Origin of the sequence: Paenibacillus gorillae (genome assembly GCF_000513275.1) — a bacterium.
Lineage (GTDB): Bacteria > Bacillota > Bacilli > Paenibacillales > Paenibacillaceae > Pristimantibacillus > Pristimantibacillus gorillae.
This window is the reverse complement of sequence record NZ_CBVJ010000118.1, coordinates 65,078-80,924: the sequence shown is the minus strand read 5'-3', so window position 1 is coordinate 80,924 and position 15,847 is coordinate 65,078. Positions and strand designations below refer to the sequence as shown.

13 protein-coding genes are annotated in these 15,847 nt (G+C 44.9%); 8 read left to right on the top strand and 5 right to left on the bottom strand.

Features of this window, described 5'->3' with window-relative positions:
- Positions 1-29: 29 nt before the first annotated feature.
- From TY10_RS22705 to TY10_RS22670, 7 genes are all read left to right on the top strand, one after another.
- Positions 30-683: a 2OG-Fe(II) oxygenase gene (locus tag TY10_RS22705; RefSeq protein ID WP_042168658.1), complete on the top strand. Its 654-nt coding sequence runs from the start codon at positions 30-32 to the stop codon at positions 681-683.
- 426 nt (positions 684-1,109) lie between these two features.
- Positions 1,110-4,247, top strand: a complete 3,138-nt coding sequence (locus tag TY10_RS22700) for a discoidin domain-containing protein (RefSeq protein WP_420329425.1) — start codon at positions 1,110-1,112, stop codon at positions 4,245-4,247.
- A 162-nt stretch (positions 4,248-4,409) separates the two neighbouring features.
- The gene (locus TY10_RS29155; protein WP_081735440.1) at positions 4,410-5,582 is read left to right on the top strand and encodes an S-layer homology domain-containing protein; all 1,173 of its coding nucleotides are present in this window, start codon (positions 4,410-4,412) and stop codon (positions 5,580-5,582) included.
- 382 nt (positions 5,583-5,964) lie between these two features.
- The gene (locus TY10_RS22685; RefSeq protein WP_042168652.1) at positions 5,965-6,657 is read left to right on the top strand and encodes a response regulator transcription factor; all 693 of its coding nucleotides are present in this window, start codon (positions 5,965-5,967) and stop codon (positions 6,655-6,657) included.
- The gene (locus tag TY10_RS22680) at positions 6,635-8,863 is read left to right on the top strand and encodes a sensor histidine kinase (RefSeq protein WP_042168649.1); all 2,229 of its coding nucleotides are present in this window, start codon (positions 6,635-6,637) and stop codon (positions 8,861-8,863) included. Before TY10_RS22685 ends, TY10_RS22680 begins: the two co-directional genes overlap by 23 nt.
- A 330-nt stretch (positions 8,864-9,193) precedes the next feature.
- The gene (locus tag TY10_RS22675; RefSeq protein WP_042168646.1) at positions 9,194-10,096 is read left to right on the top strand and encodes a glycine betaine ABC transporter substrate-binding protein; all 903 of its coding nucleotides are present in this window, start codon (positions 9,194-9,196) and stop codon (positions 10,094-10,096) included.
- A 194-nt stretch (positions 10,097-10,290) separates the two neighbouring features.
- Positions 10,291-10,614: a hypothetical protein gene (locus TY10_RS22670; protein ID WP_042168643.1), complete on the top strand. Its 324-nt coding sequence runs from the start codon at positions 10,291-10,293 to the stop codon at positions 10,612-10,614.
- A gap of 71 nt (positions 10,615-10,685) precedes the next feature.
- Here the strand turns inward: TY10_RS22670 and TY10_RS22665 are convergent, their stop codons facing one another.
- A complete protein-coding gene (locus TY10_RS22665) occupies positions 10,686-11,303 on the bottom strand; it encodes a TetR/AcrR family transcriptional regulator (protein ID WP_042168641.1) in 618 nt (205 codons plus the stop codon).
- Positions 11,304-11,495: 192 nt separating this feature from the next.
- Here TY10_RS22665 and TY10_RS22660 point away from each other — a divergent pair, with 192 nt between their 5' ends.
- Positions 11,496-13,052, top strand: coding sequence for an MDR family MFS transporter (locus TY10_RS22660; protein ID WP_042168638.1), 1,557 nt, complete (start codon positions 11,496-11,498; stop codon positions 13,050-13,052).
- 19 nt (positions 13,053-13,071) lie between these two features.
- Here TY10_RS22660 and TY10_RS22655 read toward each other — a convergent pair whose 3' ends face one another.
- The 4 genes from TY10_RS22655 to TY10_RS22640 all read right to left on the bottom strand — a co-directional run bounded on the left by TY10_RS22655 (position 13,072) and on the right by TY10_RS22640 (position 15,847).
- Positions 13,072-13,839: an ABC transporter permease gene (locus tag TY10_RS22655; RefSeq protein ID WP_042168635.1), complete on the bottom strand. Its 768-nt coding sequence runs from the start codon at positions 13,837-13,839 to the stop codon at positions 13,072-13,074.
- Positions 13,840-13,871: 32 nt separating this feature from the next.
- The gene (locus tag TY10_RS22650; protein WP_042168632.1) at positions 13,872-14,573 is read right to left on the bottom strand and encodes an ABC transporter ATP-binding protein; all 702 of its coding nucleotides are present in this window, start codon (positions 14,571-14,573) and stop codon (positions 13,872-13,874) included.
- An 83-nt stretch (positions 14,574-14,656) separates the two neighbouring features.
- Complete coding sequence (locus TY10_RS22645; protein ID WP_042168629.1) at positions 14,657-15,184, bottom strand: PadR family transcriptional regulator; 528 nt, start codon at positions 15,182-15,184, stop codon at positions 14,657-14,659.
- 219 nt (positions 15,185-15,403) lie between these two features.
- Complete coding sequence (locus tag TY10_RS22640; RefSeq protein ID WP_042168625.1) at positions 15,404-15,847, bottom strand: hypothetical protein; 444 nt, start codon at positions 15,845-15,847, stop codon at positions 15,404-15,406.

Below are 15,847 nucleotides of genomic sequence, written 5' to 3'. Positions count from 1 at the left end.
AGTAGATGTCTTAAAATAGGGGCTGAGGAATGACAGAGTATACGACAGAGAAAGAACGGACGATATTTGATCATGCTGGAAATACGATTAAGACAGATGATCGAGAGATTCGAATTCTTGCCAAGTATGAGGCACCATTGGTTGTCGTATTAGGAAATGTGCTTAGTCATGAGGAATGTGACGAGCTCATTTATAATTCCAGAGAACAATTGCAGCACTCCAAGATCGTCGGAGATCATGTCGGTAATCCGATTCGAACAAGCAGCGGGGTGTTCTGTGAGCAGAATGAGACGATTAGAAGAATTGAGAAGCGATTCTCTCAAATTATGAATATTCCTATTGAGCATGGCGATGGCTTGCAAGTTCTCCTGTATACCCCTGGCCAAGAGTATCAGCCTCATTATGATTTCTTCTCAGAAAGTAGTCGAGCAAGTGCCAACAATCGGATTAGTACGCTCGTCATGTATTTGAATGATGTGGAGGAAGGCGGAGAGACAGCGTTCCCCATGCTTAATATTTCTATTTTTCCTAACAAAGGTATGGCGGTCTACTTCGAGTATTTTTATAACGATCATGAATTAAATGATTATACCTTGCATGCGGGTACACCAGTAATCAAAGGGGAAAAATGGGTTGCAACAATGTGGATGAGAAGACAGGCCCTTCGCCTTCGCTCCTCCTAGATTGGTCAGAATTAATCCTCATTTATATAAATACAGCCGTAATAGCCTGAACTGTATGGCATTATAAACAACGAAACCGAAAAGACTTAGCCGCTCCTCTCCCTTAGGGGAAAACGGCATAAGTCTTTTTTTACTATAAAAAACAAACCAAAATTCCTAAATTAACCCATAACGGGAATAACGGGAAATAGACTATAATCTCCGTGAAAGCGATTACAATACAACTTGCATATACACATTGGAGATCAGCCTAACCGAACAAACGGAAGGAGGAGATCGACGAGAAACGATAATTGACCGGTTTAGCGGGCAGAATTACGAAGTTGCTCTAACTGTAACACGGTTTTGCAAATTATCAGAATTCATAAGGAGGTAAGTTGTTTGAATATTAAAAAAATGAAAAAAATAACCGCTTTGCTTTCCGTTATGGCCATCGTAGCTGGATTGATCGCTGTTCCGGCTCCAAAGGCGGAGGCTGCACTGCCGCCTTCCTCGGCTAATAATACGATCTTTGGCCCGAATGTGTATGTGTTTGATCCGTCTACGCCAGCTGCCGACATTCAGAATGTTACCGGAGCGGCATTCACCTCATTGGAGTCGAATGAATTTTCCAGTGACCGCTATGCGTTTCTATTTAAGCCTGGTTCTTATAATGTAAATTTTAATGTAGGCTTTTACACGCATGTGGCGGGTCTGGGCCAAAATCCGGGTGACGTCAACATTAACGGCGGCGTTAATGTGAACGCGGATTGGGATAATGGCAATGCGACCCGGAATTTTTGGCGGAGTATGGAGAACTTGACGATCACGCCGTCCAGCGGCACGACGCAGATTGCGGTTTCGCAAGCCGCACCTTTGCGCCGTCTGCATATTAAAGGGGAGCTGCACCTGTTCGACTTTGATAACAACTGGAACGCAGGCTGGGCAAGCGGCGGCTTCCTTGCCGACTCTATCGTTGACGGGGCTGTAGTTCCGGCATCGCAACAACAATGGTTTTCCCGCAACAGCCAATGGGGAAATTGGACAAACGGCGTCTGGAACATGGTGTTTGTAGGCAATAACAATGCGCCAACTGGCAACTTCCCTGATCCTCCGTATACAGTAGTGGAAAAAACACCAATTATGCGGGAGAAGCCTTATCTTTATGTAGATAACGCCGGCGGTTACCGCGTGTTCGTGCCATCGCTGACGACGAATACGCAAGGCGTCAGCTGGGCGAATGGCTCGACACCAGGCCAATCGCTTTCAATCGATCAGTTCTACATCGCCCGCTCAGATCAATCTACTGCTGCGACGATTAACGCAGCTCTGGCACAAGGCAAGCATGTGCTGTTCACACCTGGCATCTATCATTTAAGCCAGGCGATTCAGGTTAACAACCCGAATACGGTTATTCTTGGAATTGGCATGCCGACGCTTATTCCGGATCAAGGAACATCGGCAATCAATGTTGCCGATGTTGACGGGGTAAAGCTTGCTGGTCTGATGATTGACGCCGGCCCAGTCAATTCTGCAACGCTGGTCAAAATCGGCACAGCAGGCAGCGCTATATCTCACGCGGCTAATCCAGTCTCGCTGCATGACATTACGGTAAGAACAGGAGGCGCAACTGCCGGGCGAAACGATGTTGGTATCGAGATTAACAGCAATGATGTGATCGGCGATCATTTCTGGCTGTGGCGAGCTGATCATGGAGCGGGAGCTGCATGGACGACGAATGTGTCCAAAAACGGCCTCATCGTTAACGGCAACAACGTCACCTTGTATGGCTTGTTTAACGAGCATCATAACGAATATCAGACGATATGGAACGGGAATAACGGCCGTTTATACTTCTATCAATCCGAAATTCCTTATGATGTGCCGAACCAGTCGGACTGGATGAGTAACGGAGGAACGGTTAACGGCTATGCTTCCTATAAGGTTGCGGATACGGTTACGAATCATGAGGCATGGGGCCTTGGTGTCTACTCATTTTTCCGCGATGCGGCAGTTAAGCTGAACAGTGCAATCGAGGTGCCTAACTCCCCAGGTATCAAGATCCACCATGCAACGACGATCTGGCTGTCAGGCACAAGCGGCAGCGAAATTACGCATATCATCAATAACCTCGGCGGAAAAGTATATGCGAATTCGCCTGCGGAAGCGATGCGTCAGACGTTGTCCGAATTTACAGGCAACGGATCTGTCGATACGCAGCCGCCAAGTGTACCGCAGAATCTGACGGCAACCGCAGTATCGTCAAGCCAAATCAATCTGAGCTGGACAGCTTCGACGGATAATATCGGTGTAACCGGCTATAACGTCTACCGTAACGGTACTTTGATTGGAGCGGCGGCGCAGCCTTCTTTTAACGATAACGGACTGACAGCTTCAACGGCCTATACGTACACAGTTGCGGCAAAAGATGCTGCAGGCAATGTATCTGCTGTCAGCGCTGCTGCGACGGCAACGACTCTGCAAGGCGGAGGAACCGGAACTGCTCTTAACCGCTCCGGCTGGACGGGTGTCTCTTCGCCATCTAGCGGCGATGCGGCTGCTAATCTGTTCGACGGCAGTATGGCTACCCGCTGGAGTACCGGTTCTGCCATGCAGCCGGGACAATCATTGACAGTGGATATGAAAGCGGTCAATCAGATCTCGAAGGTTGTATTGGATTCTACCGGCAGCAATGACGATTATGCCCGCGGCTATGAGCTTTACGTCTCCACAGACGGTTCCAATTGGGGAAGTGCTGTTGCAACAGGCGCTGGAACAAGTCCGGTCTTGACGATAAGCTTTACCGAACAAAACGCCCGTTATATTCGTATCGTGCAGACGGGTACCGTGTCCAATTGGTGGTCTGCTCGTGAGTTAAACGTATACGGTACGGCTGGTGCAGGTGTTGATACGCAGCCGCCAAGCGCGCCGCAAGGTTTGACGGCAGCAGCTGTATCAGCCGGTCAGGTTAATTTAAGCTGGACGGCCTCGACAGATAATGTAGGCGTAACAGGTTACGATGTTTACCGCAACGGTGCGGTCGTAGGCGCAACAACTCAAACGACATACAGCGATACTGGATTAGCGGCTTCTACTCCGTATACCTATACGGTAAAAGCAAAGGATGCGGCTGGAAACGTATCTGCAAACAGCAACACGGCATCGGCAACGACACCATCGGCAGGCGGTACTACCGTGCTCGACCGTACAGGCTGGACGGCGTCCTCGACACCTTCTAGTGGTGATGCTGCGGCCAATCTGCTGGATGGCAGCATGGCGACAAGATGGAGTACAGGCGCGGCAATGGCGCCCGGTCAGGCCATTATCGTCGATATGGCTGCGGTTCGAAGCTTCAATAAAATTGTGATGGATTCAACCGGGAGTGATAACGATTACGCTCGTGGATACGAAGTATACGTTTCGAATGATGGTGTGAATTGGTCTGGAGTTATTGCAAGCGGCAATGGCTCAGGGCCGATTGTAACTGCGCAGTTTGCCGGGCAAAACGCTCGTTACTTGAAGCTCGTGCAGACTGGGACGGCTACAAGCTGGTGGTCGATTCGTGAATTGAACGTTTACGTGTAAATGAGATCTAAGAGGAGGGGATGGAGCTGGCTTGTGCCGGTTCCGTCCTCTCTTTTTATGCTGCTTCATGCTCTAGCCTATATTTAAGTAGCGTCCGTATGAGGGTTCCATTAGAATAGGAAAGGAAACATTTGTATTTTAATGCTAGACAGATTTAGTTGAATGGAAGAGAGAGAAGCAAGATTGAAAGGAAGGGTTATTTTGAAGTTCACAAGATTTGTAATGAGTGCCGTACTGCTTACTGTTTTATTCGGAGCGGCCAGTGCTAATGCGCAATCAAAAACATTTAAGGATGTCGATGCCACGTTCTGGGGATATGAGGCGATTCAATGGGGTGTCGAACAAAATATTGTCAAAGGATATGAAGATGATACGTTTAGGCCGGATCGGATCGTGACGGAAGAGGAGTTCATTGTATTATTAGTACGAGCATTTGGTATTACGGTAAGTCCGCTTGAAAATCAACGGTGGTCAGCTCCCTATTACATAGTCGCACATCAGCATAATCTGCCTGTTTTATCTACCTATGTTGCTCCGATTAGCCGTCAGACTGTGGCAGAGATAATCGTGGGTACCCGTGGTGTGAATTTTATGGGTAACGATGCGATTTCTTATCTGCTGAATAAAGGGCTGTCGAAGGGTAAATCCTCCGCAACCCTTGAAGGCTATGAAGGAAAAGGCTTGCTAACTAGAGCGGAGGCAATCGCTTTTATAAAAAATGTAATGGACAAGACTGGCAGCAAAGTGATGGGAACAAGACCGCAAGAAAAGTCCCCCACTTTCCTTCTGGCGCAATCCGAGGAATTACAGCTAACGAATCCGAAAGCGATAGAAGCACTTCAGCAGACCATCCGTTATTTTAACGATGGATTGAAACAGACTGGGCTCGATTCCTCTTATTATGTGGGTTTTGAAACTTTGACATTTACGGAGAATCTATATAATAAAGACTCTAATTCTAAAGTGTATAATACCTCAAAGTCTGTTAAGGATTCTTCGTCTGTTAAGTTTGTCTACAGCTTGACCATAGCAACGAACGCTCGAACAGGAGAAATTGATAGAATTAGCGTGTGGGTTCAAGAGGAAGAAAAGGTGAAAGACATTGTATTAAGTACAATCTATGCACTTATGCAAGACGCAGAGAAAAGCAAACAGTTCTATGAAAAAAATCAGTTCTCCAGTTCAATTGATGCTGAGCTTAAGGCCAGTAAGAATAAGTCGATTTCAGCAACAGAAGGACCGTACAAGGGCACTTATTATTTGATGAAACTCCGAGAAGTTGGTAAAGAGGGTCCGTTCACTAGCGTTCATACGTTTGAAATGATAAAGGTATGAGCATAAACGATGGACTGTTTACAAAATAGTGAGCTTATCATCTATTTACATTGGAAACTCAGGTAACCTAAGCTCTATGAAAGGATTTTCAATTCATATACTCAAAACGATTTGTATAATTACACTCCAGAATAATAGGAGTATAACTCTATTAATAAGCATTGTTATTCCGCTCTCAGTTCCAAATTTAAGAATGAAATCCTGAAAGTAGTTATCCTGTTCGTTAGCTAACCGCCTTTTCACAAGGCGGTTTTTTTTATTGTATTTAAGTGCAACCGACGTAAATATTAAGAAGTCCTTCATAATTATCATCAATATATGTTAATATCTTCCGGTTACGATTAAGATAGTGAAAGATGACTTCTGGAAAGAGGAGTGAACGATGGACAACTTTTTTGTACTCGTTGTGGATGATGATAAAGAAATACGGGATGTAATCGAAATTTATTTGAAAAACGAAGGTGTTACGGTGCTGAAAGCAAAGGATGGGATGGAGGCATTAGAGATCATTAACGAACATCCCATTCATCTCATTATTATGGATTTAATGATGCCTAGATTGGACGGGATTGCCGCTACATACAAAATTCGTGAGAAGAAAAACATACCGATCCTTATACTTAGCGCAAAAAGCGAAGATAGTGACAAAATATTAGGCCTCCATATGGGGGCGGACGACTATGTAACCAAACCTTTTAATCCGATGGAGCTCGTTGCCCGTGTGAAGTCCCAGTTGAGAAGATATGTGACTCTGGGTACGTATGAAGGCATTAAGAAGGTGATTGATTTGAGAGGACTTATTTTAGACAAAGCGGGGAAAGAAGTAGCCGTCCATGGAGAGCCGGTCAAACTTACCCCCATTGAATATAAAATCGTTGAATTATTAATGACCAATGCCGGCCGGGTATTCTCGATTAATGAAATCTATGAGCGGGTATGGAAAGAGCCTGGCTACAACGCAGAAAATACGGTGGCCGTTCACATCCGCAAAATCCGGGAAAAAATCGAAATTGATCCGAAAAATCCAACTTATTTAAAGGTGGTGTGGGGGATTGGTTACAAAATGGAAAAATAAATTAAGCATTGGAGTATGGGCAGTTCTGTTTACTTTTGGAGTCAGCGGGCTCTTAATCGTATCCGGCTTCGGCTCTAATTATGTTCAACGCGATTATTTTCACACGGTGCAATTCCGAAATGAACTGGATCGATTCGCTCAGTATTTAAACATGTTTGAGCTCAATCTTATTCCATTGGTGGAAGTGAAAAAGTCGATAACGGTGTCCGAGGATGAAGTTAATGATTACCGGTATAGATCAGGAGATGATGTGACGCAATCAATTACCTCTGTTAATGATGAATATCAGATACGGATTAAAGAGGCACTATCAGAAAATAACCAAGAGGCATCGGATATTCTCGTGTCCGAAAGAGATAAAAAGATTGCCGACATTAAGAAAGTATTTACAGAAGACGAGTATGTTCGGGTAAAGGTGAGGAATGAAAAAGAAAAGGAGCTTGAAGCTTTTTACAAGGAAAGGGAAGAATATTATCCGGAATATTTAAGACTGAAGGGGCAATTTCAATATTATTTTAAAAGCAGCGGATCGGATCAAGTCTATTCAAATTTGAATACGGCTGGGATTGAATCGGCGATAGAACAAATGAACGCCAACAATATGAAATTCAAAATAAGCTATTCCATTCCTATGGAGCTTTCTGGAGCTTACTATATTCCAAGAAATACTCAATTAGAGAATAAAAACGTTTCGTTTCAAGGAGAGATTGGGGTAGGATTGTCTCCATCCAGCCTCATTACATTTCAATACAATAAGTATCAAAGGGAGCAAATCACGTTATGGGCGTATACTCTCTTAAGTCTATTCGCTCTTGTTTTATGTTTCATCTGTATAAGGAAAGCGAAAGAAATTCCTGCAAGGATTGGACGACTGGCCCCCTATTACAATAAGCTGCCAATTGACGTGCGAGTCATGTTTATCGTGCTGACAGGGTTAGGAGCTATGATGTTTCTGTTTATGATGAAGGATCAATTTCTTTACGTATTCAGTGATCCTTTTCTGTATGGCTGGAACATGTTTATCAACCTGGCATTGGCATCGGTTTGTGTAGTTGCTGCCCTCACCCAGGCGAATTTTACGGCGACACATTTAAAGGAATGGCCGTGTGCCAAGAAAGAATGGGAAAGAGGGCTTCTTAATAAAACAGGGCAGCGTATAAAGACAGGCTTACAGCAAATTAAGCGCAGCCTTAGTGATTCTTTTCTTAATAAAAGTATAGGTGTGCAGTTGTTTGCCATGTTGTTGCTTATATTCGGTCTAGGCTTTGCATCCATCATGCTGGCCATTGACTCTGATTTTACGCTCCTATATTTGCTGCTTCTTTTAATTGTAGGACTTCCAATTATGCTGCTTCTTATCAAACGAATCGGATATTTTAACCGTATTGCCTTCAAAGCGAATGAACTGGCTGTTGGAAATTTAGGACAGGAGCTGCCGGTATCGGGCAATTCGGTGCTAGCCATACTTGCCGGTAATATTAATGTGTTAAATGCTGGTGTAAGAACGCTGCAGAACGAGCAGGCGAAGAGCGAACGCCTCAAAACCGAGCTCATTACCAATGTAAGCCATGACCTTCGTACACCGTTAACCTCTATCATTACGTATACCGAGCTATTGAAAAGGGGAGAGTTATCGAATGAGGAGAGAATCACCTATATCGAGATCATTGACCAAAAATCACAACGGTTAAAGGTGCTGATTGATGATTTGTTTGAGGTTTCGAAAATGGCTAGCGGAAATGTAGAGTTAAACAAGGAAAAGGTTGATCTTATTCAGCTGCTGCAGCAGACATTAGCGGAATATGATGATACGATTAACGATTCCAGCCTTCAATTTCGGCTGCCTAACATGGAAGAGCCGGTGTATGCATTTGTTGACGGGCAGAAGCTATTTCGTGTATTCGATAATTTAATCGGCAATATCTTGAAGTATTCCTTGGAGAACTCGCGCGTTTATATAACGGCACAGACCGTCTCTAATCAAGTCATTGTATCGTTTAAAAATGTATCCAAATATGAGATCAGCGAAAATATCGATGAGCTGTTTGAACGGTTCAAGCGGGGCGATTCTTCGCGTCATACAGAAGGCTCCGGCCTTGGGCTGGCTATTGCCAAATCAATCGTCGATCTTCATGAGGGGCATCTCAATATTGAAGTCGATGGGGATTTATTTAAAGTGAGTATTTCTTTACGGATAGAGGGATAGGCGACCGTCCACAACTGCATCGGGTTGTGGATTTTTGTTTTGCCTGCATGTATTCCCTGACTGATGTCGCAGGGCGGAGCAAAATAAATTTAAAACCAAGTAACCTTATGCGATTGACATGATTTTGGCGGGGTGCTATATTAGAAGAAATTATTGTAATAAGGAATTATCATTAAATGATAATAAAGGGGAGATTGTTTTGCTGAATGGTGTTCCAGTTCAATACGTATTTACGTGTTGATCCTCTTCCTAGTTCTGACATCCATGGCTTTACTCATATAGCTTTGTTAATCGATTTATCATTTATCAAGCAAATACGGAGGGGTAACTATGAAAAAGAAAAAAACGAGCTTGCTAGTACTTGTATTAATCATCGCCTTAGCGACTGTTGCAGCTGGCTGCGGAGATGGGTCGTCCAAGAAAAAGGTCGTCGTTGGTTCCAAGAACTTTACAGAATCGCTTCTGCTAGGAGAGATCTTTGCGTTGGCACTGGAGGATGCGGGTATTAAAGTTGATCGTAAGCTTAACCTGGGGGGTACACTGATTGCTCATGAAGCGCTGAAAAAAGGTGAGATCGATGTTTATCCGGAGTACACAGGCACTGGCTTGCTGAATATTCTGAATGAGAAGCCGCTTCCAGACCCGAAGCAAGTATATGACCGGGTTTCAGATTATTACAAAAAAGAGTTCAATCTCGTCTGGCTGGATCCTTCCCAGGCAAATAACACGCAAGCGATAGCGATTTCGCGCTCAGCTTCTGAAAAGTACGGTATCACTACGCTGTCTGATCTGCAAGCCAAAGCTGGCGAAATCAACTTCGCGGCTGTTCCGGAATTTGAAGAACGCGAGGACGGACTGCTCGGTATGAATCGCGTATATGGCGACTTTAAGTTCAAGAGCCTCAAGCTGTTTGACTATGGTGTTAAGTATCGTGTGGTACTGAATGACGAAGCTCAAGCTACCATTGCTTTCGGAACAGACGGTGATCTGCTAAATCCGGATCTAGTCGTACTCAAGGACGACAAACAGCTGTGGCCGCCATATAATGTAGCGCCGGTTATCCGTCAGGAAACGTTGGATAAGGATGAGAATATCGCTACGATTTTGAATAATATTACGGCAAAGCTGGATGATAAAACCTTGCAAAAGCTGAATGCTGAAGTCGATATCAACAAGAAAGAATATACTGACGTTGCCAAGCAGTTCCTGAAAGATTCTGGCCTAACTAAATAATTGTTACAAGAGGAACACCATCCGATCGGGTGGTGTTTCTTTTCTTTATTAATACTGTCGCATTTTGTTTTATAAGCGGGAAGGAATTGATGGAAGTTTTGTCGTATTTTATATTGGTTGTGTAGAACTTGAGCAGCAATTTGTCGAATTTCACTGGTAGTTTACCTAAAGTCCTCAATTAAAGGAGAATACCTATGAGCAATCGTCTATCGGTAGAAAGATTAGAAGTACTTGAACAGAAATATGGTGTTGAAATTAATACGACTGCTTACCTCGAATACAATGAATTCGAAGAACAGGATGAAATTAAAGTAATCGGTGAGATTATGTCTGGGAATTTAAACACTGATCTCGATGTTGTAACTAGTGTGTATAATCCGCAGGGTGAAATCATTGGAACAGCGTCCTCTTATATTGACAGCGATACGTTTGAGGGCATTGAACCTTTTTCGGAGATTATAAGCATTCCTAAAGGCGAGCAGGTGGGTAAAGTAAGAATTTATCCAAAGCAGTGTTAGGACAAATAGAGACTTAGTATCGCAATAAAGACCCATAACCCTACGAGGTTATGGGTCTTTATTTATTTTCATCAAGCATTCCCTTTGAAAAAATGAGTCGAGCCGTGCTCATGCAAACGTATGAGCTGCGTTGCCATGTACTTGGGAGAATACTGCATGTCGTTTTCCAGCCAATACATAATAATTCCCAGATGAGCCGAAGTCACATAACGGACGATAATATCCCGCGGCATCGTAACCTGCTGGTCGTTGGGCTGTGCAATTACGGATCGCCGGTACAGGGATTCCCGGATGATGTCCTCCATTCGCAAGGAGAAGCCAGGCAAGCCATTCGGACCAAGCATCACCCGGTAAGATGCAGCATGCTCCGCTATATGCTGGAACTGGCGAATGAAGGATTCAGGAGGCGTATTCGCATCCTGAACAAAATCAGCAGCTTCAAAGTCGGGCGGCAGCTGGAACGCAGCAGCAAATTCATCCAGCATGCCATTTACAATTTTTTTCAATAAATCGTATTTGTCCTCATAATGCAGATAAAACGTGGCCCGATTGATCTCAGCATGCTGCGTAATATTCCGAACCGTGACGTGATCGAAGCCTTTCGAATCCATCAACGACAGCAGGGCATCTCGAATGAGATGATGGGTTCGTTTAACGCGCGGATCAAGCTGCATAGGGTTAATAGACATTTCTAGCTCCTTTGTGTCATGTTTCGGTTTTGTGCAACAGCTTTGCTTCCGGTGTCGATAATGCGACACTAGCTCTTTCTATTGTTGGTTGCCGCTTTCTTTTCTTTATTTTAATATAGCTACACGTCGACGTTAATGCAACACTGTGTTGATTTTTGGTTATTCAAAATTGATAAAGGAGAGTATGAACAAATGCCATACGATCAACGGAAAACAGCGTACATTACAATCGCACTGTTACTCGGTCTATTCCTATCCTCATTAGATCAGACCATCGTATCGACTGCTATGCCGACGGTAATCAGCCGGTTAGGCGGCTTTTCGTACTACAGCTGGGTGTTCACCGTCTACATGCTGGCTTCGACCACGATGATGCCGATTTACGGTAAGTTGGCAGATTTAATAGGGCGCAAGAAAATTATTTTGGCCGGACTGTCCTTATTTCTTATAGGCTCTGCTTTATGCGGGCTTGCGAAAAGTATGCCTGAGCTTATTCTCTTCCGGGGTATTCAAGGTTTGGGGGCAGGTGCTCTTATGCCGATAGCGATGACTATCGTGGCGGATATTTATCCTCCTGATAAACGAGGGAAGTTTATGGGCTTGCTGAGTGCAGTCGTTGCGATATCCAGCGTTTTTGGACCGACTCTGGGCGGCGTTATTGTCGAGTATTGGAACTGGGGGTGGATTTTCTTTGTGAATCTGCCAATTGGTCTTGTCGTGTTTCTGCTGTTGGCTGTGACAATGAAAGAAAGCAAGAACGCAGAGAAACGGTCAATCGACTGGTGGGGAGCCGTTACGCTGAGCCTTGCCATTGTATCGCTTTTGCTAGCCTTGGTGCTTAGCGGCGGCGGTGAGAGTACGGGAACCGGGACCCGGTATGCGTGGAATTCTCCCGGAATATTGGTTTTTTTAGCCGGTGGCGCTGCGCTGCTTGCTCTATTCTTGTGGATAGAGACGAAGGTGAAGGAGCCGATTATTCCGCTGCATCTCTTCAAAATCCGGGCCATTGCTTTTGGTAATATTACTGGGTTTTTCATGAGTGCTGGCTTGTTTGGCGCCATTGTGTTCATTCCGCTGTTCGTTCAAGGTGTCATTGGCGTAAAATCGTCTATTGCCGGATATATTTTAACGCCGCTTATGCTTGCCGTAACGGTCACTTCTATTGTTGGCGGGCGTCTGATGAGCAGACTTTCTTACCGGGCGATTCTGATCCCAAGCATGATGCTTATGACGGTTGGATTTTTTCTGCTTAGCCAGATAACGACAGACACGACGCAGACACAGATCATCATCTATATGATTGTAGCAGGACTTGGAATGGGAGCGGTCTATCCAACTGTTGGCACCGCTGCGCAGAGTGCGGTCGACAGCTCCTCAAGAGGAGCCGCCACCTCATCCTCACAGTTTTTTCGTTCGATTGGAGGGACCATTGGAGTCAGTGTGTTAGGCAGTCTGCAGGCTAAACAAATGTCTTCGGGAGTGAAGGAGCTTCAGGGGGAGCTCGACATCTTTCCTTCGGGCCAAGTACAGCATGTTAAGCAGGCACTCCTTGATCCCGCCGTCAGAGCCTCTTTATCCCCTGAAGGGCTAATCGGTCTTCAGCGTGTATTTAGCGATGCTCTAGCTCATGTATTCCTAATCGGTATGGTGTTAGTTGGACTTGGCTTTATTGCATGTTTCTTTATGGGAGATGCTCGATTGGTAGCGAAATCTGCGAAGGTTCATAACCGTCATGGAATGAAGCGCTAGTGGAGGTTGGTTGCGACATTTAGTAGGACGAAGTCTGTTTCTGCCGAAATCTTCTGCCTGCTGCTCGTTCTGAATCCCATCTGAACGTAAGGATGGCAACGGCCAAGCAGAGGATGCAAAATCCGATTAGAATGAGGAGCGGCATTACGATGTCTGCGAATGCTCCTTCAGGACTAATCGCTATAGACATAGCCTCTACGAAATAAGAGAAAGGCTGGAGTTTTCCGAGCAATTGAACCCACCCCGGAGCGTTCTGTAAGCTATAGAATGCTTCGCTGGTGAACAGCATGGGGAAGCTTATCAGGTTGGAGATCATGTTGACGTTGCTCTCGTCCCGGGAGAGATTGGCAGCTATAAATCCAATGGCAGTAAAGCAGACCGTTCCCGCAAGCAGTACGATAAGCATCATCAACAGACTGAGTGCATGAAGGGAAACTCCGAGTATAATCACGCCCATTAGAATTACGCAGCCGCTTACGATGAGTGTCAGTGCCGTTCTTGCTCCTGTCATTGCTGTAATGAAAGCAGAAGTCTTGAATGGAGTGGCGCGGAGCAGCTTGTAAACGCCCCTATTGCGTTGTGCCATTACGTTAAATGCCGTGACCATTGCAGAGCCAAACAGAACATTGGTCGTTAACACTCCCCCTAGCAGCCTTTCGGAATAAGCTTGATTGTCAAAATATAATCCTAATCCGGCAAGCATGGCTAATGGAAAGAGGATCGTCCAGAATAGTGTATGGCCATCACGGAAAATACCGGCTAACATCGTTTTGAATATCGTGAACATTGTCATTCCTCCTAAGTTTAAATATGAATGGATTAAACTTCAGTTAACTTGATATATAACTCTTCCAGGCTGCAGACTTGATGCTGGGACAACAATTCATCAGCTGTACCTGAAGCTTGAATAGCTCCGGCTTGAATCATCACAATTCGCGTGGCCAGCTTCTGCACCTCCTCCATATCATGAGATGTGAACACGACCGTCGTACCGGAGCTGGCCAGCATTCCGATTAAATCTCGAATCTCTCGACGGGCTCTTGGATCAAGTGCTGCCGTAGGTTCATCTAGAAAGATTAGTTGCGGGTCATGTACAAGCGTCATGGCGATCGCCAACCGTTTCTGTTGACCGCCGGATAATCGGGAGGCATCCGTTTTGGCAGATTCGCCAAGTCCGCATTTGCCGAGAAGAGCCAGCAGTTGTCTGTCTTTCATCCTCATGCCATAGAAGGCTGCGAACATTCGTAAATTCTCCAATGCATTGAATCCGGGGAAAAATGGTGTCGACTGCAGCTGCAAGCCGATATGCCGGTGGGGATGGCGAGTCCAGTAGGTGACACGACCCGAATCTGGCTGGCGCAAACCCAATAACAGATCCAGTACAGTAGATTTTCCTGCGCCGTTTGGACCGATGATGGCAAGCACTTCGCCTTTCCCGATTGTCAGATCCAAACCTCCGACTATGGTTCGTTTTCCATAAGCTTTAACCAGACCGTGCGCCTCAATCAATGAATGTTCCATTTGTATTTCGCTCCTTTTGCCCAATGTTATTTATCCAATGTTGGATATAGGGGTAAAATGAAAGCCGCATTGAAGTAATGCGGCTACTGCTGCTGCAGCAGAGCAATAACAGTCTTTAAATAACGAATATCTTGTTCTAATAAACTCATAGCATTGTCGAAAGAGGCTTCGGCGATAGGAGAGAGGCCATACTGGCTCTTAATCTGTTTGCCGAAATGCCATTCCGCTAAGGTTTGCTCAACCTGCTTTACATTTTGCTCCAGCAGTCCAAGGGCTTCCTCCTTCGGAATGCTCTCGATCCAGGATAGTCCAAGCGAGAAGTCTGACTTAACGGAATGGGGAGGAATAGTTAACGTATCCCGAACCGTCTGTTGAAAGTGCATTTCACCTTTTTCAGTGATGGCATAAATTTTGCGCAGCCGTGCGCCTGTTCGTTCCTCGGCCTCCGTCAGAATTAGTCCGTCTTGCTCCATTTTGTTAAGTGCGTAATAGATGGAGCCCGAAAGCAAATTGGTCCATGTATCCATCCGGTTAGTCTGGACAAGCTGCTGAATTTCATAGCCATGCATGGGACGCATCCGAAGCAGGGACAGGACGATGAGATTAGTCATGGTGATGCCTCCAATTGTTTAAACAACAGTGAATAACCAACGTTGGATATTAATTGATTTTATTATACAAAGCCATCCTTTATTTGTCAATTGGCTATTTGGACTTTTTTTGACTTTGGCCTTTTGAAGCAAAGCACGAGAAAAACACCTTCAAATACCAACTCCCTGTCATACAATGGGCTAGTTTTGAAGGTGTTATTGCGTTTTAGCCGTATACAATTACGATTTTTCCAGCAGGTCAACTTCCTTTGCCGCTTTTGAAGCTTTTTTACCGATTTTATACGATTTAACCAGCTTCATGCCTTTGGTGAATTTAAACAATTTGAATGATTTAAAGGATTTTACTCCCTTGAAGGCTTTTAGTCCGGTTAATGAACCGATACCAACGACACCTTCCAGAAGCTGTGTGGCGGAGATCGAGGTTCCAACAGCCAATAAACTGAGCCACTGCTCTTTGAAAAATGTCCGGGCGTCTTTAGCGAGCAAGAACAGCGCTGCTAACTCAATAACATAGAACCATAAAATGTAGTGAGCGATAGCGTCAAGCGGTGCTTTAACATCCTTGGAAACCGAAGTAAAGCTTAGGATAGTTACGAAGACAATAAATATAGATAGAATAAACGAAAAAATGAGATACCACTTTTTAAATTGTTTGAGACCCAT